This window comes from Amycolatopsis sp. NPDC050768 (assembly GCF_040654155.1).
GTDB lineage: Bacteria > Actinomycetota > Actinomycetes > Mycobacteriales > Pseudonocardiaceae > Amycolatopsis.
Map to the genome: position 1 here is coordinate 723,307 of NZ_JBFAHL010000001.1, position 16,960 is coordinate 740,266.

The window sequence follows — 16,960 nt, forward strand, 5'->3', positions numbered from 1 at the left end:
TCTAGCCCAGTGCGGGCTCAGTCGAGCCAGGCGGCGGCTTCGGCGGCCCAGTACGTGAGGATCAGGTCGGCGCCCGCGCGGCGGATCGACGTGAGCACTTCCAGGATCGTGCGCTCGCGCTCGAGCCAGCCGTTGGCCGCGGCGGCCTCGACCATCGCGTACTCGCCGGAGATGTTGTACGCCGCCACCGGAACCGGCGAGATGTCCGCCGCCGCCTTGATGACGTCCAAATAGGACAGTGCCGGCTTGACCATGATCATGTCGGCGCCCTCGGCGAGGTCCAGCTCGATCTCGCGCAACGCTTCACGCGCGTTGCCCAGGTCCTGCTGGTAGGTCTTGCGGTCGCCCTTGAGCTGCGAGTCGACGGCCTCACGGAACGGGCCGTAGAACGCGCTGGCGTACTTGGCCGAGTAGGCGAGGATCGCCTTGTCGCTGTGGCCCACCTCGTCGAGCGCGCGGCGGATCACACCGACCTGGCCGTCCATCATGCCGCTGGGCCCGAGCACGTGCGCGCCCGCTTCCGCCTGCGCCACGGCCATTTCCGCGTACACGCGCAGGGTCGCGTCGTTGTCCACGGCGCCGTCCGCGTCGAGCACGCCGCAGTGGCCGTGGTCGGTGAACTCGTCGAGGCACGTGTCGGCCATCAGGACGGTCGCGTCCCCGAGCTCGTGGCGCAGGTCGCGCAGCGCGACGTTGAGGATGCCGTTCTCGTCGACCGCGCCGGACCCTTCGGCGTCCCTCTTGGCCGGCACACCGAACAGCATCAGCCCACCCACGCCGGCGTTCACCGCCTCCACCGCGGCCTTCCGCAGCGTGTCCCGGGTGTGCTGCACAACCCCCGGCATACTCTGAATCGGCCGCGGCGCGGCGATACCCTCGGCCACGAACATGGGCAGAATCAGCTGACGCGGGCGAAGCGTCGTTTCACCGACCAGCCTGCGCATGGCCGGCGTGGTACGGAGCCTGCGGGGTCGATGCTCAGGGAACACGTCGTTCACGGTACTCCGGCTGTTCGCGGGGCATTTCGCGTGCCCTCGGGAAAAACCACGTTCTGACAAGGTGTCTGGAAACTCCGGTACACGAGAAAGGCCCCTCCCCGGATACCGGAGAAGGGCCCTTCCCGAACCACGAACCGTCAGCTACGACGCGCCCGCTTCGCCTTCCGAGGCGGCGGCAAGGCCCCCTCCGCGCGAAGCCGGGCGGCGTGCTCCGCCAGGGCGTCCACCAGGTGCGGCACGTCGGCCTTCTCCGGCTGGACGTCGACGCGCAGGCCGAATTCCACGGCGGTTTCCGCGGTCTTCGGGCCGATGCACGCGACCAGGGTGCGTGTGTGCGGCTTGCCGGCGATGCCGACCAGGTTGCGCACCGTCGAGGACGAGGTGAAGCAGACCGCGTCGAAGCCGCCGGTCTTGATCATCTCGCGGGTCTCGGCGGGCGGCGGGGCGGCGCGGACCGTGCGGTAGGCCGTGACATCGTCGATTTCCCAGCCGCGGTCGCGCAGGCCGGCGGACAACGTTTCGGTGGCGATGTCGGCGCGCGGCAACAGCACCCGGTCCACCGGGTCGAGCACGTCGTCGTACGGCGGGAACTCGGCCAAGAGCCCTTCGGACGACTGCTCGCCCGACGGGATCAGCTCGGGGATGATGCCGAACGAGCGGACCTTGGCGGCCGTCGAGGCGCCGACGCAGGCGATCTTCACGCCGGAGAACGCGCGGGCGTCGAGACCGAACTCCTCGAACTTCTCCCACACCGCGCGCACCGCGTTGGTGGAGGTGAAGACGATCCACTGGTAGCGGCCGTCGACGAGGCCCTTCACCGAGCGCTCCATCTGCGCCGGGCTGCGGGGCGGCTCGACGGAGATCGTGGGCACCTCGTGCGAGGTCGCGCCGTGGCTGCGCAGCCGGTCGGCCATCTCGCCGGCCTGTTCCTTGGTGCGCGGCACCAGGACCTTCCAGCCGTAGAGCGCGCGCGACTCCCACCACGACAGCTTCGAGCGATGCCCGGCGGCCTGGCCGATGGTCACGATCAGCGGGCCGACGAGCTCACCCGCGTCGTTGCCGAGCGTGCTGAGCGTGGAGTCGAGGGTGCGCTGAGTGTTGATGGTGCCGTTGGCCGTCACCGCGACGGGCGTGGACGGCGGCATGCCCTTCTCCGTGAGCCGGCTCGCGGCCTCGGCGAGGTGCGCCGAGGTGGCGTGCAGCACGAGCGGGCCGGGTTGCGCGGCGAGCGCCGCCCAGTCGACCTCGCCGCGGACGTCGACCTCGGTGTGGGTGCCGCCCAGTGCGACACCGGCGTAGGCCGGCACCGCGGCGCCGGGGGAAACGCCCGGGATCACCTCGAACACGGCGGACGTGCGGGCCACGGCCTGCACCTCGTTCACCACGGCGGGGGTGGTCAGCGGGTCGCCGGCGACCAGGCGCAGCACGAGCCGCCCGGCCTTGGCCTCGGTGGTCAGGTCCTTCGACACGTCGGCGGGCTCACCGACGGCGGGCCGGACCTCGGCGCCGGGGGCGGCGAAGGCGAGCACGGCGGCAGGCACGTCGGGATCGGTCACCACGACCTCGGCCTTGGCGAGCAGCTCCTGGGCGCGGACTGTGAGCAGCCCGGCGTCACCGGGGCCCGAGCCCACGAAGGCGACGCGCCCAGCGGTCTTGCGAGCGGGGGTCATCTCTGGCGTTTCTCCTGTCAGGCGACCGGGTACGTCATCGGCCGCAGGTGTGTGGTGCTGGTCGTTCGGGTGCGGTGCGGGTTGCGTCACTGGGCGGGGCCGGAAAGCAGTGCGCCGGCACCCAGGTCGAGGAGCTCGGCGGCCAACGTCCGGCCGAGCTGCTCAGCCTCGGTGAAGTCGGCGAGTGCGGAAGCCCGCAGCATGTCGACCGCACCGTTCTCGCCCTCGACGGCCGCGGTGCCGCGCAACGAGATCCGTTCCACGACCGCGCCCTCGGAGTCGAGGTCCTCGACGATCTCGGCGAGCGCACCCACGGGTGCGCTGCACCCCGCCTCGAGCGCGGCCAGCAGAGAACGCTCGGCCGTCACCGCGGCCCGCGTGCCCTCGTCGTCCAAACTGGACGCGAGCAGGTGCTCCACGTCCACGTCTTCGGCCCGGCACTCCACCGCCAGCGCCCCCTGCGCGGGAGCGGGCAGCATCTGGATCGGGTCGAGGGTCTCGGTGATCGCCCCCACCAGACCGATCCGGGCCAGTCCGGCACGCGCGAGCACCACGGCATCGAGCTCGCCGTCGGTCACCTTGCGCATGCGGGTATCGATATTGCCCCGAATCGGCACGATTTCCAAACCGAGGCCCAGCGCGAGCAGCTGCGAGGTGCGCCGCGGCGCCCCCGTGCCCACCTTCGAACCGGGCGGGAGCTCACCCAGCGTGAGGCCGTCGCGGGCGATCAACGCGTCGCGCGGGTCCTCGCGCGGCGGCACGGCGGCGAGCACGATGCCGGCCGCCGGCGCCGTGGGCAGGTCCTTGTACGAGTGGACGATGACGTCGATTTCCTTGCGCAGCAAGGCTTCCCGCAGCGCCGAGGTGAAGACGCCGACGCCGATCTGCGGGATCGGCTTGCTGGAGACGTCGCCGGGGGTGGTCACCGTGACGATCTCGACCTCGGCGCCGGTGGCACGGATCTTGTCGGCCACGGTCTCGGTCTGCGCGACGGCGAGCTTGCTGCCCCGCGTCCCGATGCGAATCACTCTGTCCACTGCTTACTTCTTCTCGATGTCTGGCGGCACGGCGGTGGGGCTCGCCACAGCCGCGGGGGCCTGCGGGTCGAGGCAGAACAGCTCGCGCAACGCGTTGGCGTAGTCGGTGTCGGCCGTCTCGGCGGCCAGCTGCTTCACCCGCACGGTGGGCGCGTGCAGCAATTTGTCGACGACACGGCGGACCGTGCGGCCGACTTCTTCGCGGACCTGCGTGTCGAGGTCCGGGAGGCGGTTGTCCAGACGAAGCAGCTCCGCGTCGACCACGTCGGCCGCGCGACGGCGCAGCGCGGTGACGGTGGGCGTGACCTCAGCGCTGCGCTGGCCGGCGAGGTAGTCGCGCACCTCGTCGAGCACGATGCCGTTGGCCTTGATCGTCTGGCGTTCGGTGGTCGGGGCACCGGCGTCGCGCATGCGGCGCTGGATCGTCTCGAGGTCGACGACGGTGACGTCGACCAGGTCGGCCACGCCCGCGTCGACGTCCTTCGGCAGACCGAGGTCGCACACCACGAGCGGGCGGCCCGCGCGGGCGGGCACGTGCTCGGGCAGGAACACGGCATCCTGCGCACCGGTGCACGACACGACGATGTCGGCTTTCGCCACGGCGTCGGCCAGCTCGGACAGCGGCACGGGGCGCGCGGGCACGCCCTCGATCGCGGTCTTCTCGGCGAGCCGCGCGGCGTTGGCCTCGGTGCGGTTCGCCACGGTGATCTCGCCGATGCCGGCCTTGCGCAGGTGCGACGCCGTCAGCGCGCCCATCGAGCCGGCGCCGACGATCAGGGCGTGCTTGCCCACGAGATCACCCGCGGCGGCCAGCGCCTCGGACACCACGGACGCGCCCAGCTGGTCGAGACCCGTCTCGGAGTGCACGCGCTTGCCGACGCGCAGCGTCGTCTGGATCAGCTCGTGCAGCGTGCGCCCGACGGTGCCGGCCTCACGCGCGGTGGCGTAGGCCGAGCGGACCTGGCCGAGGATCTGCGTCTCGCCGACGACCATCGAGTCGAGACCCGAGGTCACGGAGAACAGGTGCTCGACGGCCGCGCCGGCGTAGTGCACGTAGAGGTTGTCGTAGAGCTCCGCCGGCTCCATGCCGGCCTGGCGGGCGAGCACGTCGGAGACGTCGTTGACGCCGCCGTGGAACGTCTCGACCACCGCGTAGACCTCGATGCGGTTGCACGTGGAGACCAGCATGGCCTCGCTCACGCTCTCGGCCTGCTGCAGCTCGTGCAGGACCTTCGTGACCTCTTCGGCGGGCACGGCGGCCCGTTCGAGCGTGGTCAGCTCCGCACTTCGGTGGGAGAGCCCGACCGCCAACACGCTCATCCGCGCACCACCATTCCAAGACCGCCGTCTGCCTGTCCGTTGCCGCTGCTGCCATTGTCGATCGGCAGGCCGGCGTCCGGTAACCCGGTATTCCCCTGAATTGCCAGGGCGTCATCGGCACGGCGAGCCACGTGGAACGAGAGGATCTGAAGTTCGACCGCCAGGTCGACCTTGCGGACCTCGATGTGCGCCGGCACCTGGAGCACCACCGGCGCGAAGTTCAGTATGCACTGGACGCCGCCCGCCACCAGCCTGTCGCACACGGACTGCGCAGCGGTAGGAGGTGTGGCGATGATCCCGATGGAAATCTGCCGTTCGGAGCAAACTCGCGGGATTTCGTCCAGGTGCGAGACGGGCAGACCCCCTACGGGAACCCCGACGAGGTCGGGGTCGAGGTCGAACAGCGCCTCTACGGGGAACCCGCGGCCGGGGAACCCGCCGTAGTTGGCCAGCGCGTGACCGAGGTTACCGATCCCGACCACGGCGACGCGGTGCTGGCGAGTGAGGCCGAGGATGCGTTCGATCTGGCTGACCAGCACCTGCACCTCGTAGCCGACGCCACGCGTGCCGTACGAGCCGAGGTAGGAGAGGTCCTTGCGCAGCTTGGCGGAGTTCACACCCGCGGACGCGGAAAGCTCTTCGCTGGAGACGGTGGTCGCGCCCTGCTCCGCCATTCCGGACAGGACACGGAGGTAGACGGCGAGGCGCGCGACGGCCGCTTCGGGGATCTGCTTGGCGCGGACGGCGGTCTCGACCGCGCTGTCGACCGCGGGCATCTCCGCCGTGGGCGCGTTGTCGGCATCGGGCGCTGCCCGCCGGGCGCGGCCATTGCCCTTCGCGGCCCGGCGGGGTGGTTCAGCGGGCGGTTCGGCACCGCTGCGCCTCCCCCGCTGTGTCACCACGCCGGCCACTCCTCAAGATTGGGTCGCATCTCTTGACCCCGCGACTGGAGTCCGGTTCAATGCCGGGCTTTTGCGGGACGAGTCCCTACGGTAGTCCACTTGTGAACGCGCGCACAAAGTCACTGGTCATCGACATGACGCGACGCACACCTGCCCCCGATCAGGTGACCGCGGGGCGCGTGGCGCCGGGCACCGGGGCCGGCCGGGCAAGATCATCCGCGCCCTGCCCGCGTTTCGGAGGTTGTTCAGGCTGATGGCCACCCACTGGATCTGGTACGTGATCTCACCGATCGTCGTCATCGGCGGCGCCTACCTGTACTACCGGCGCTACCAACGCCACCGCGCCGCCATCCAGTCCTTCGCCGCCGACCGCGGCTGGTCCTACACCGAACGCGAGCCCGACCTCGTCGGCCGCTGCTACGGCCGCCCGTTCGAGGGCTACGGCCGCCGCCGCCGCACCTGGCACGCCGTCGCAGGGCACTGGCGTGAGCTGGAGGTGCTGTCCTTCGAGTACAGCGAGGTCGTCGGCCACCAGAACCGCGCCCGCCGCCGCTGGACGCAGCTCACGGGCGTGCGCCTGCCCTTCCCCGCGCCCGAGGTCTACGCCGCCCCGCGCGACACCCTGGGCCGGCTCGCCCGCGACCTCGGCTTCAACCGCGCCGGCACCGGCGACGAGCCGTTCGACCAGGACTGGGTCACCTACGGACCGGTGACACCCGCCATGCAGGAGTGGCTACGCCGGCACGGCCGCCCGTTCCGCGTGGTCGCGGGCATGGCCGAGACCTGGGACGGCGGCCGGTTCAACACCCAGCGGGTGGAGCCGGCGGTGGCGGATCTGGCCGAGCTGGTGCCGTTGCTGAGCGGGGTCCACGGCGGCCGGTGAGGATGCTCGTCGAGGGCGACCCGGACCAGCTGTTTTCAGAAGCTGCCGGGCTGAAGCCCGTCAGCGGTTGACGTGGAGGTGGGCGAGCGTTGGCCGGGCACTGGTACTGGTATGTCGTCCTGGCGCTTGTCGTCGGCGGTTACGGGCTTTGGTACCTGCTCGGGTATCGGCGCCGGACCGCGACCTTTGCCGCCGGGGCGGGCGAGCGGGGGTGGACGTACCGCGCGCCAGCACTCACTGTGCGGCGCCGCGGGGTTGCGGGTGTCGTCGCGGGACGGCTGGGCGTGGGCGGGAGCGCGACCGGTAATCCCGACTTCGATCGGCGGTTCGTGTTCGAGGGCGACGCCACGGTCCTCACCCCCGAAGCGCAGACATGGCTCACCGCCCACCCGCGACCGTTTCGCATCGATGGCGGCGAGGTCCTGGTGTGGAACGAAGGGCGGTTCGACCTCGACCGCGTGGAGCCCGCACTGGAGCAGTTCGGGGAGCTGATCTCCCACACCCGGCTCGGCTGACCAGACGAGAACAAGTCAGGCGTTGACCATCACCGAGTGCCAGCCCGAGGCGCCGTCCGGTACGGGCTCGGCGGCCTGGTCCGTCTGCGTGTAGCCCGACTGGTCGGTGGCCCGCACCGTCACGGTGTGGCTGCCGGACGGCACGGCCACGTCGGTCCACCACATGCGCCAGGTGTCCTTGTTGACCTCGGTCGACAGGGTGGCCGGCTGCCACGGGCCCTGGTCCACGCGCACCTCGACCTTCGCGATGCCGATGTGCTGGGCCCACGCCGTGCCGGCGACGCGGAGCTTGCCGGAGGTCACCTTGGCGGTGTCGATGCGCGATTCGGTCTTGATGGGTGCCTGTTCGGCCCAGCCGCGCTGCAGCCAGTAGGACTGGCGGTCGTCCCACTTGGCGAACTCGAGGTTGGTGACCCACTTCGTCGCGGAGACGTAGCCGTACAGGCCGGGGATGACGATGCGCGCGGGGAAGCCGTGTTCGACGGGCAGGGGTTCGCCGTTCATGCCGATGGCGAGCATGGCGCCGCGCGTCGGGTCGAGGGCGATCTTGGCGGGGGTGCTGCAGGTGAAGCCGTCGATGCTCGTCGCGTACATCTGTTCCGCGCCCGGTTGCACACCGGCCGCGTTGAGCAGGTCGACGAGGTCCACGCCGATGAACTTGGCCGTGGAAATCAGATCCCCGCCGACCTCGTTGGAGACGCAGGTCATGGTGATCTCGCGCTCCACGAGCGGCCGCGAGCGGATGTCGTTGTAGGAGAACGAAACCTCGCGGTTGACGAGGCCGTGGATCTTCAGGTTCCACTCCTCGGTGCGCACCTGCGGCACCACGAACGCCGTGTCGATGCGGTAGAAGTCCGAGTTCGGCGTGATGAACGGCGGCGAGCCCAGCTTCTGGAAATCGGCATCGGGCGGCAGCGGCGGGGCCTTGCGCGCGGCGACGAGCGGTCCCACGGCCGCGCGCGACTGATCGGCGCTGCCCGTGCTCGAGATCGCCTGCCCGGCGACGGCCGCGACCCCCGCGCCCGCCGCGACGCCGATCCCGCGCGACAGGACCTGCCGCCGCGTCGGCCCCTTCGGCGGACGGCTGTCGTCGAACGCCGTCGGCAGCGCGTAGTGGTGCAGCCAGGTGAACACGAACGCCGAAGCCGCCAGCGACACGACGGGCGCCAGCAGCGCGAGCTGCCCGACGTCGGTGCGCTCGTACACGGCCGCGACACCGGCGATGCCGAGCAGCACCACCACGATCTGGCCACCCCGCGGCGTCCGGCGTGAAACCTGCCCGGCCAGCACCGCGAACAGCACCAGCACCACGGCGAGGCCGATCTTCAGCACCGTCTTGTCCGCCGTGCCGAGCGTCTGCTCCGCCCACACCACCACGGCGTGCGGGCTGTGCGCGATCACGAAGTCGGCGACGGCCACGAACGGCGACGCGTTGTAACCGACGAAGCCGGCGATGAGATGCCCCACGCCCAATGCGGTGACCAAGGCCGCCAGCCCGATCAACGACGCGATCAGCAACGACAGCCGCCGCGGCTCGGGGGGCTTGACTACCTGCGGGGCTTCCTTCAACGCGCTCACCCCACCATCTTCGGCGGGCTCAGACCCCGATATCGCCCGGAACCCTTACGACTTGATTACCGCATCGGACTATCCGGCGGAACTATCCGATCAGGGCCAGGCGGAACCGCTCTTCCTCCACGCGCCAGTACCCGTGTTCCGCACCGTCGATGAGGATCACCGGAACCTGGTCGCCGTACTCGGCTCGCCACTCGGCGTCACTGTCGACGTCCGCGAGCTCCCACGGCACGTCGAGCTCGCCGCAGATCCGCGCGACCTCGGCCTCGGCCACCTCGCAGAGGTGGCAGCCGGCGCGCGTCATCACCGTCACCTGATGCACCACCGCAGTCTAGAACCGCGTCAGCGCAGCTTGAGCCGCCGCAGCTTCCCGGTGGCCGAATGCGGCAGGTTCTCCGCGAACTCCACGAGGTGCGGCACCTTGTACCCGGCCAGGTTCGCCGCGCACTGGTCGCTCACCTGCTGCTCCGACAGCGCCGCGCCGTCGGCAGGCACCACCACGGCCTTCACGGCCTCGCCGCTGCGCTCGTCGACGACCCCGATCACGGCGACCTCCGCCACGCCCGGCAGCCGCGAGATCACGTCCTCGACCTCGTGGGGGTAGACGTTGAATCCATTGACGATGATCAGGTCGTTGGCGCGGTCGACCAGGTGCAGGTCGCCGTCGAGGTCGAGGTAGCCGACGTCGCCGGTGCGGAACCAGCCCTCGGCGTCGGGGCCGTGCGCGCCGTCGGGCCAGTAGCCGGAGAACAGGTTCGCGCCGCGGATCGACACCAGTCCCGTGTCGCCGCCGGACTCGAAGACGTCGGCGACGTCGTCCGGGTCGAGCGGCACGCCCTCCTCGGTGCCGTCGCTGTCGACCAGCCGCAGCTCGATGCCGGGCAGCGGCCGCCCGACCGAGCCGGGCTTCGGGTAGCCCGTGACCAGCGTCGACGTGACCACGGGCGCGCATTCGGTGAGGCCGTAGCCCTCGTAGACCTCGTGGCCGGTGGCCTCGCGGATTGCCGTCAGCACGCGCGGGTGCAGCGGCGCGGCGCCCGAGGTCAGCATCCGCACGGTCGCGAGCCCGCGCGCCAACTCCTCGGCGCCGAGGTCGGCGAACTCCATGTACATGGTCGGCACGCCGGCGATCGACGTGACGCGGTATTCGGCGCAGTCGTCCAGCGTCTTCGCCGGCTCGAAGCGCTCCGAGAGCACGAGCGTCGCGCCCACGGACGTCGCCTGCAGCAGGCCGGGCCCGAGGCCGTAGACGTGGAACAGCGGAATGGTCACGAGCATGCGGTCCTCGTGCACCAGCACGCCGTCGACCCGGCTGAGCTGCTCGAGGTTCGCCAGCAGCGCGCGGTGCGAGAGCAGCACGCCGCGCGGCGGGCCGGTGGTGCCGGAGGTGTAGGAGATCACCGCGATGTCCTCGCCGCCGCGGCCGAGGTCCACGGGGTCTCCCCCTGGCTCGCCGCGTGGTGACAACGCGGTGAGGCCGTCAGGTAACTCGGAGTCATCCCGCTGGATCGCGATCCGGGGGTCGCAGTGCGTCAGCAGCCGCTCCAGCTCCGGCGCAGGCGCCTGCGGAGACAGCGGCACGGCGATCGCGCCGGCGCGCAGCACGCCGTACAGGGCGACGGCGAAATCCGCCGACGTCGGCAGCCGCAGCACGACCCGGTCGCCCGGCGCCACGCCGGCTTCGACGAGCCGCCGCGCCTGCGCGTGGGCCGCCTCGTCGAGCTCCCGCCAGGTGAGCGCGGCCCCCGTGCCGGTCTCGGTGACGGCCGTTTCGTCCGCCCACCTGGCTGCCGCCTTGGTGAGCAGCTGCGCGACACCCTCCACCGGGCCCCCTTCCTGCTGTAGCCCTTTTGTCATCTTGTCACCCGTAACGGGGATGCCGCGCGATCGTCGCACCTCCGGTACCGCGGGACCTCTACCTACTTCGCGGTAACTACACGTATGCTGCACTGCGTCGCCGGGTGGCGTTGATCACTGCCGGGTGACGCGAGAAAGGGAGTCACCGTGACGAACTTGCTGGTCTGCGCCGTTTACGCGGTCGTGGAACACGCAACGCGGCCCCTCTCCGCTCGTGTGGGGGACAAGGGCACTGCCCATCGCGAAGGCCGCCCGCGCGGCCTTCGGACCGCAGGAGGTGCCGCCCTGTGACCCTGCCGACCACCGCGAACCGCGGCCCCGTCGTGATGTTCGCCGAACGTGCGTTCGGGCGCCCCGCCGCCGGCCCGCTGACCCGCGCGACCGAGGCCGCGCCGGCCCCGGACCCCGCCGAAGCCGCCAAGATCGAGGCGTGGGACCTCGTCCGCGAAGCGCAGGAGGGCGACTCCTCCGCGTTCGGGAAGCTCTACGACCGGTACGTGGACGTCGTCTACCGCTACGCGCTGTTCCGCCTCGGCGACCGCGAGCTGGCCGAGGACGTCACGAGCGAGACGTTCCTGCGCGCACTGCGCCGGATCACGTCGGTCAGCTACCAGGGCCGCGACGTCGGCGCGTGGTTCGTCACGATCGCCCGGAACCTGATCCTCGACCACGTGAAGTCGAGCCGCTTCCGCCTCGAGGTCGTGACCGACGAGGTGAGCGAGCCGGGCTCGGCACCGGTTTCGGCCGTCGGGCCGGCCGCGCAGGCCGGGCCGGAGCAGCAGGCCATCGCAGGCGCGACCCGCGCGGAGCTGCTGCGCTGCGTCGCCGAGCTGGGCGAGGACCAGCGCGAGTGCATCGTGCTGCGGTTCCTGCAGGGGCTGTCGGTCGCGGAGACGGCCCAGGTGATGCGCCGCAACGAGGGCGCTATCAAGGCGTTGCAGCATCGGGCTGTCCGCCGGCTGGCCCAATTGCTGCCCACCGGGCTGCGCTGACTTTTTTCACGTCCCGGCGCAACCGTAACTTCTTCGTCTTCTTAATCGTTTCTCCACGCAGACCGGCTGTCAGGGCCGGGGCTTGTAGAGCTTTGTGAAGCTTTGTGGAGACGGAGCAGCACCGTGGGCGTGCCCGGGTGGTTTTCGCGGGATCGAGCCGAGAGCGAGCGGTTCGATCGCGCCCTGGACCCGTCGCCCGTGGAGCGCGACGGCGAGTTCGCCGATGAGCTGGCCGTGGTCGCCGCCCTGCGCTCGCTGGGCGAGGCGGGCGCGCCCGACGTCGAGACGCGCGAGCGCATCCGGGCGGAGATCGAGGGCCGGCTCGGCGAGCCCGTCGCGCGCCGACGGTGGAAACCGCGGATGGCCGATCTCGTGGCGGCCGGCATCGCGCTCGTGCTGGGGCTGGCGGGGCTGACGCTGCTGCTGTCACGAAACGCCATGCCCGGCGACGCGCTGTACACCGTGAAGCGCGCGGGCGAGGAGACGTCGCTGGGGCTGACGTTCGGCGACGAGGCCAAGGCGCGAAAGCACCTGGACTTCGCGGCCAACCGCGTGAGCGAGCTGGGGCTCATGACGGACGCGTCGCCTTCGGCGTACCGGACGGCTCTCGGTGATTTCAGCAGCGACGTCCGCGCGGGCGTCACGGCGCTGACGACCCTGGCGACGGGTGGCAGCGGGCGCACGCAGCTGTCGGACCTCGAGACGTGGACGAAGGAGCAGGCGCGGCTGCTGGCGGCCGAGCAGCCGCGGATCCCGACGTCCGCGCGGGCGGACCTGAGTGGTGCGCGCGGGCTGCTGACCCGCGTGCAGCAGCGGACGTCGGCGCTGGTTTCGCGGCTGAACTGCTACGAGATCACCACGGGCAGCTCCGACGAGCTGGGCCTGCTTCCGGCACGGGGCGCGTGTACGCAGCAGCCCGCGCGTCCTGCCGGTTCCGCGTCGACGTCGCCTTCGTCCCCCGGCTCCACCCCTACGCCCACCGAAAGCGGGGTGCCGCCGGCGACCGGGACGTCGTCCTCGCCGGACCTGGCCGTGTCCGGCACGCCGACGCCGACGTCCGGCGGCAGCGCCACGACTCCGCCGCCGGTGTTCGCGCCGCCGATCACCACGCCGACGACGCCGAGGCTGCCGACGACCAGCCCGCCGCCGCCGTTGATCTCGATCCCGCCACTGCTGCCGGGCCTTCCTCCCATCGTCATCGGGTGATCACGCGGCGCGTCGGCAACCCCTGATCGAGGCCCTCACCACACCTGGAACGGGTGAGTCGCATGGTCGCTACGCTGTGCGTCAGGACCCGGCCGTTCCCGGCCGCCGGGACGTGCCCGAACGTGGAGGCGGTGTGCGTGTCAGCTTGGCGTGGCAAGGATAAGAGTCAGGAGCTCGAACGGCTCGCCACGCTCGCGGGCGAGGCGTCGGCCGAGGCCGCCCAGATCACGGCGAACGCCGAGCCCGCCGTGCCCCCGGCGCCGCCGGACCTGACCGCGGCCGCGTTCTTCGACGTGGACAACACGATGATGATGGGCGCGTCGATCTTCTACTTCGCGCGCGGCCTCGCGGCGCGCAAGTTCTTCACGTCCTCCGACCTCGCCGGTTTCGTGTGGCAGCAGGTGAAGTTCCGCCTGGGCGGGCGCGAGAACAAGGAGGACATCAAGTCCCACCGCGAGCGCGCACTGTCCTTTGTGGCCGGTCGTACTGTCGAAGAACTCACTAGCATCAGCGAAGAGATCTACGACGAGCTCATGGCCGACAAGATCTGGTCCGGCACCCGCGCGCTCGCCCAGATGCACCTCGACGCGGGCCAGCGCGTGTGGCTCGTGACGGCCACGCCCATCGAGCTCGCCGCGATCATCTCCCGGCGCCTAGGCCTGACCGGCGCCCTGGGCACCGTCGCGGAAACCAAGGACGGCGTCTACACGGGCCGCCTGGTCGGCGACCTGCTCCACGGCCGCGCGAAGGCCCACGCCGTCCGTGCGCTCGCCTCGCGCGAAGGTCTGAACCTCAAGCGCTGCACGGCGTACTCCGATTCGCAGAACGACGTGCCCATGCTGTCCGCCGTCGGCACCGCCGTGGCCATCAACCCGGACTCCGGCCTGCGCGACGTGGCCCGCGCCCGAGGCTGGGAAATCCGCGACTTCCGCACGGGCCGCAAGGCGGCGAAGATCGGCGTCCCGTCGGTCCTGGGCGCGGGTGCGCTCGCGGGCGCCGTCGCGGCGGGGATGGCTTACCGCCGCCGCTGACGTCGTCGCCGACGGGCTGAGCCGGCTCAGCCGCGGAAGATGTTCTTGCGCTGGGCGAGGCGGCGGTACAGGGTCTGCTGGATGGATTCCCGCACCTGGTCCGTCAGGGTGAACACGAGCATCGGGTCGTCGACGGCGTCCGGGGTGTAGTCGTCCGTGCGGATGGGCTCGCCGAATTCGATGGTCCACTTGGTGGGCAGCGGGACGGCGCCGAGCGCGCCCAGGAGCGGGAAGAACGGCGTGACCGGGAAGTACGGCAGGCCGAGCAGCCGCGCGAGCAGGCGGATGTCGCCGAGTTTCGGGTACGTCTCCTCCGCGCCGACGACGGACACGGGGATGATCGGCACGCCCGCGCGCATCGCGGCGGAGACGAAGCCGCCGCGGCCGAAGCGTTGCAGCTTGTAGCGCGCGGAGAACGGCTTGCCGATGCCCTTGAAGCCCTCCGGCCACACGCCGACGAGCTCGCCGGCGCTCAGCAGACGTTCGGCGTCGGCGTTGCAGGCCAGCGTCTGGCCCGACTTGCGCGCGAACGAGCCCACCAGCGGCATCTTGAACACCAGGTCGGCGCCGAGGCCGCGCAGGTGGCGCCCGCCCGTCTCGTCGTGGACGGCGACGGCGGTCATCAACGCGTCGAGCGGCACTGTGCCCGAGTGGTTCGACACGAGCAGCGCGCCGCCGGCCGTCGGGAGGTTCTCGACGCCGAAGGTGTCGACGCGGAACCACTTCTCGTACAGCGCGCGCAGCGGCGGCAGCACGAGGGTCTCGGTGAGCTCGGCGTCGAAGCCGAACTCGTCGACGGTGTAGTCGCCCGTCAGCCGGTTTCGCAGGAAGGCCAGCGCCGACCGCACGGACTCCGGCAAGGGTTCCGGCTCGGCGGGCGACGGCGGGGCGGCCGGGAAGGCCACCACCGGCGCGTCCGAAGACGGCTCCGACGAGGACGACGGCGGCGCGGCCGGCTGCGAAACCCGCCCCGGGCCGTGCAGCGGGATCACCTGAGCCTCGGCCCCGTTCACGGTGTGCGCCTCACTTCCGGTCACGGGGCTCATCGGCCGGCCTGCCCGGTCGCGGCGGCCACGAGGACCTTGCCGGCCAGCGAGGCCAGCCGGGCGCCGTCGAACACCGGGCGCAGGCCGCGGCCCGTGGTGTAGTCGTCGAACGCCTCGCGCGTGGTGAAGCGAGGCTGGTAGCCGAACTCCTTCTTGAGCTTCGTGATGTCCACGACCCGCCCGAAGTTCAGCAGGCGGACCTGGTCGGCCGAGAAGTCGACCACGCGCGCGCCCCGCAGGACCTTGCCCACGGACGGCACCACGGCGCTCGGCATCGGCAGCCCCACCCGGCCCGCCCGGCGGATCGCCTGGGACAACCCGAGTACCCCTTCCGACGCGACGTTGAACACGCCCGGCTTGTCCTGCAGCACGGCCTGCTCCAGCACGCCCAGCGCGTCGGACGCGTGCAGCAGCTGCAGGCGCGCGTCGTAGCCGAAGACGGTGGGCACGACCGGCAGCGCGAAGTAGCGCGAGAGCACCGTGTCGACCTCGGGCCCGATGACGTTGGCGAAGCGCGCGAGCGTGACCGTGATGTCGGGCCGGCGGCGGGCGAGGCCGCGCACGTAGCCCTCCACCTCAACGGCGTCCTTCGCGTAGCCGGTGGACGACGCCGGGATCAGCTCGGAGTCCTCCGTGAACACGGCCTGCGAACGCGCCCCCGCGCCGTAAACGGCCGCGGTGGACTTGACCACGAGCTTGCGCACCTTCGGCGAGCTCTGGCAGGCCGCCAGCAGCCGCATGGTGCCGATCACGTTCAGTTCCTTGACGGCGGAGCGGCGGCTCGGCCCGGCCGGGTGGGTCAGACACGCCGTGTGCACCACCGTGTCGACGCCGGCGCTGCTGATGACCTTGGCGATCAGCGGATTGCGGATGTCGGCGCGCACGAACTCGGCGCTGCCCATCCGCTGCAGGACGTCTTTCGCGGGCGGCGCGGTGTCGACGCCGATCACGCGCTCGAAGGCGGAGTTGGTGCCGAGGCGGGCGAGCAGCTTCCCGCCCACGTCTCCCGCGACCCCGGTGACGAGCACGATGTTCGACGGCATGGGACTCCCTGTGCGGCTGGGCTGTTCGGCTGGGCGTAAGAGGGTGGATGATCACCCGAAGTGCACGAGCCTGCACTCATTGGAAGCATCGCGCGGACGCCCCACCGATGTTACCGGCGCCAGGGGGTGCCCTGACCAGGTCTTACTTCGTATTTACAACTCCACCAGAGAATTGCGACTCACGCCTCACTCAATCGGGGGAGAAGGCCCACTAAATGGACGTGGCCCGTCCAGAGACTGGACGGGCCACGGCGCATCAGCTGTGGGGCTGGCTCACTTGCCGGCCTTCCGACGCTGCACTCGCGTACGGCGAAGCAACTTGCGGTGCTTCTTCTTGGACATGCGCTTGCGGCGCTTCTTGATCACGGAACCCATGGGCGCTCCTCAGTTGTCGTCGGTCACGCTGCCCGGCGCAGCGTCCAACGGGTGGAGCGCACAGGCACGAGCGATTTACCAGGTTACCCGCGTGCCGACGCGGGCCGGTCGGCGGGCATGGGTGAACACATGCCCGGCGACCGCCCAGACCCCGCCCGACCGCCGCCCTCAACGGAGCGGCGCGCCGCGCTGAGCTGCTATCCGACGTCGAAGTAGGCACCCTGCAGGTACTCGTGCACGGCCTTTTCGGGAACCCGGAACGACTTCCCCACCCTCACAGCGGGGAGCTCACCCGAGTGCACCAGCCGGTACACGGTCATCTTCGAGACCCGCATCAGCGTGGCCACCTCGGCGACCGTCAAAAACTGGACCTGCCCGACCGAGGGCAAATCCTCCTTCTTGTTCGGCGACATGATTACCGCGTCCTTCGACACGTGTCGCGCCACGAGGCTTCCCCACCTGTGGTATCGACACGCACGTGCTCTTCTAGAGGGTAGCGGGACACGTGGG

17 protein-coding genes are annotated in these 16,960 nt (G+C 71.0%); 5 read left to right on the plus strand and 12 right to left on the minus strand.

Translation table 11 applies throughout. The annotated features are described in order from the left end of the window. Positions 1 to 17: 17 nt before the first annotated feature. From hemB to AB0H62_RS03725, 5 genes are all read right to left on the minus strand, one after another. Entirely contained in the window at positions 18 to 989 is a 972-nt protein-coding gene (hemB, locus tag AB0H62_RS03705) for a porphobilinogen synthase (protein WP_220245943.1), read from the minus strand. A 146-nt stretch (positions 990 to 1,135) separates the two neighbouring features. Continuing rightward, positions 1,136 to 2,668 carry a bifunctional uroporphyrinogen-III C-methyltransferase/uroporphyrinogen-III synthase gene (locus tag AB0H62_RS03710; protein WP_220245942.1) on the minus strand — a complete coding sequence of 511 codons (1,533 nt, stop codon included), beginning with the start codon at positions 2,666 to 2,668 and terminating at the stop codon, positions 1,136 to 1,138. Between the two features lie 86 nt (positions 2,669 to 2,754). Beyond that, entirely contained in the window at positions 2,755 to 3,705 is a 951-nt protein-coding gene (hemC, locus tag AB0H62_RS03715) for a hydroxymethylbilane synthase (protein ID WP_220245941.1), read from the minus strand. Positions 3,706 to 3,708: 3 nt separating this feature from the next. Further along, positions 3,709 to 5,025, minus strand: a complete 1,317-nt coding sequence (locus AB0H62_RS03720; RefSeq protein ID WP_360583934.1) for a glutamyl-tRNA reductase — start codon at positions 5,023 to 5,025, stop codon at positions 3,709 to 3,711. Continuing rightward, positions 5,022 to 5,927: a redox-sensing transcriptional repressor Rex gene (locus AB0H62_RS03725; protein WP_220247325.1), complete on the minus strand. Its 906-nt coding sequence runs from the start codon at positions 5,925 to 5,927 to the stop codon at positions 5,022 to 5,024. The genes AB0H62_RS03720 and AB0H62_RS03725 overlap by 4 nt, the downstream gene beginning before the upstream one ends. 253 nt (positions 5,928 to 6,180) lie before the next feature. On the opposite strand from AB0H62_RS03725, the gene AB0H62_RS03730 reads away from it, so the two are divergent. Next, positions 6,181 to 6,810, plus strand: coding sequence for a hypothetical protein (locus tag AB0H62_RS03730; protein ID WP_220245939.1), 630 nt, complete (start codon positions 6,181 to 6,183; stop codon positions 6,808 to 6,810). Positions 6,811 to 6,899: 89 nt separating this feature from the next. After that, positions 6,900 to 7,325, plus strand: a complete 426-nt coding sequence (locus tag AB0H62_RS03735) for a hypothetical protein (RefSeq protein WP_360583936.1) — start codon at positions 6,900 to 6,902, stop codon at positions 7,323 to 7,325. 15 nt (positions 7,326 to 7,340) lie between these two features. On the opposite strand, the gene AB0H62_RS03740 is transcribed toward AB0H62_RS03735, so the two are convergent. The 3 genes from AB0H62_RS03740 to AB0H62_RS03750 all read right to left on the minus strand — a co-directional run bounded on the left by AB0H62_RS03740 (position 7,341) and on the right by AB0H62_RS03750 (position 10,757). Further along, complete coding sequence (locus AB0H62_RS03740; protein ID WP_360583938.1) at positions 7,341 to 8,903, minus strand: molybdopterin-dependent oxidoreductase; 1,563 nt, start codon at positions 8,901 to 8,903, stop codon at positions 7,341 to 7,343. Positions 8,904 to 8,985: 82 nt separating this feature from the next. Next, positions 8,986 to 9,225 carry a glutaredoxin family protein gene (locus AB0H62_RS03745; protein ID WP_220245936.1) on the minus strand — a complete coding sequence of 80 codons (240 nt, stop codon included), beginning with the start codon at positions 9,223 to 9,225 and terminating at the stop codon, positions 8,986 to 8,988. 17 nt (positions 9,226 to 9,242) lie between these two features. Then, positions 9,243 to 10,757: an AMP-binding protein gene (locus tag AB0H62_RS03750; RefSeq protein WP_220245935.1), complete on the minus strand. Its 1,515-nt coding sequence runs from the start codon at positions 10,755 to 10,757 to the stop codon at positions 9,243 to 9,245. Positions 10,758 to 11,044: 287 nt separating this feature from the next. On the opposite strand from AB0H62_RS03750, the gene AB0H62_RS03755 reads away from it, so the two are divergent. The 3 genes from AB0H62_RS03755 to AB0H62_RS03765 all read left to right on the plus strand — a co-directional run bounded on the left by AB0H62_RS03755 (position 11,045) and on the right by AB0H62_RS03765 (position 13,986). Beyond that, on the plus strand, positions 11,045 to 11,749 hold the full coding sequence (locus tag AB0H62_RS03755) for a sigma-70 family RNA polymerase sigma factor (RefSeq protein WP_360583941.1): 705 nt from the start codon (positions 11,045 to 11,047) through the stop codon (positions 11,747 to 11,749). 123 nt (positions 11,750 to 11,872) lie between these two features. Continuing rightward, positions 11,873 to 12,955, plus strand: a complete 1,083-nt coding sequence (locus AB0H62_RS03760) for a DUF5667 domain-containing protein (protein WP_360583943.1) — start codon at positions 11,873 to 11,875, stop codon at positions 12,953 to 12,955. 122 nt (positions 12,956 to 13,077) lie between these two features. Next, positions 13,078 to 13,986 carry an HAD-IB family hydrolase gene (locus AB0H62_RS03765; RefSeq protein ID WP_220247323.1) on the plus strand — a complete coding sequence of 303 codons (909 nt, stop codon included), beginning with the start codon at positions 13,078 to 13,080 and terminating at the stop codon, positions 13,984 to 13,986. 26 nt (positions 13,987 to 14,012) lie between these two features. Here the strand turns inward: AB0H62_RS03765 and AB0H62_RS03770 are convergent, their stop codons facing one another. From AB0H62_RS03770 to AB0H62_RS03785, 4 genes are all read right to left on the minus strand, one after another. Continuing rightward, positions 14,013 to 15,032 carry a lysophospholipid acyltransferase family protein gene (locus tag AB0H62_RS03770; RefSeq protein WP_220245933.1) on the minus strand — a complete coding sequence of 340 codons (1,020 nt, stop codon included), beginning with the start codon at positions 15,030 to 15,032 and terminating at the stop codon, positions 14,013 to 14,015. Then, the gene (locus tag AB0H62_RS03775; protein ID WP_360583945.1) at positions 15,029 to 16,075 is read right to left on the minus strand and encodes an NAD-dependent epimerase/dehydratase family protein; all 1,047 of its coding nucleotides are present in this window, start codon (positions 16,073 to 16,075) and stop codon (positions 15,029 to 15,031) included. The genes AB0H62_RS03770 and AB0H62_RS03775 overlap by 4 nt, the downstream gene beginning before the upstream one ends. A 273-nt stretch (positions 16,076 to 16,348) precedes the next feature. Beyond that, positions 16,349 to 16,450, minus strand: coding sequence for an AURKAIP1/COX24 domain-containing protein (locus AB0H62_RS03780; protein WP_007030867.1), 102 nt, complete (start codon positions 16,448 to 16,450; stop codon positions 16,349 to 16,351). A gap of 197 nt (positions 16,451 to 16,647) precedes the next feature. After that, positions 16,648 to 16,863: a helix-turn-helix domain-containing protein gene (locus tag AB0H62_RS03785; RefSeq protein ID WP_101436173.1), complete on the minus strand. Its 216-nt coding sequence runs from the start codon at positions 16,861 to 16,863 to the stop codon at positions 16,648 to 16,650. Between the last annotated feature and the right edge of the window lie 97 nt (positions 16,864 to 16,960).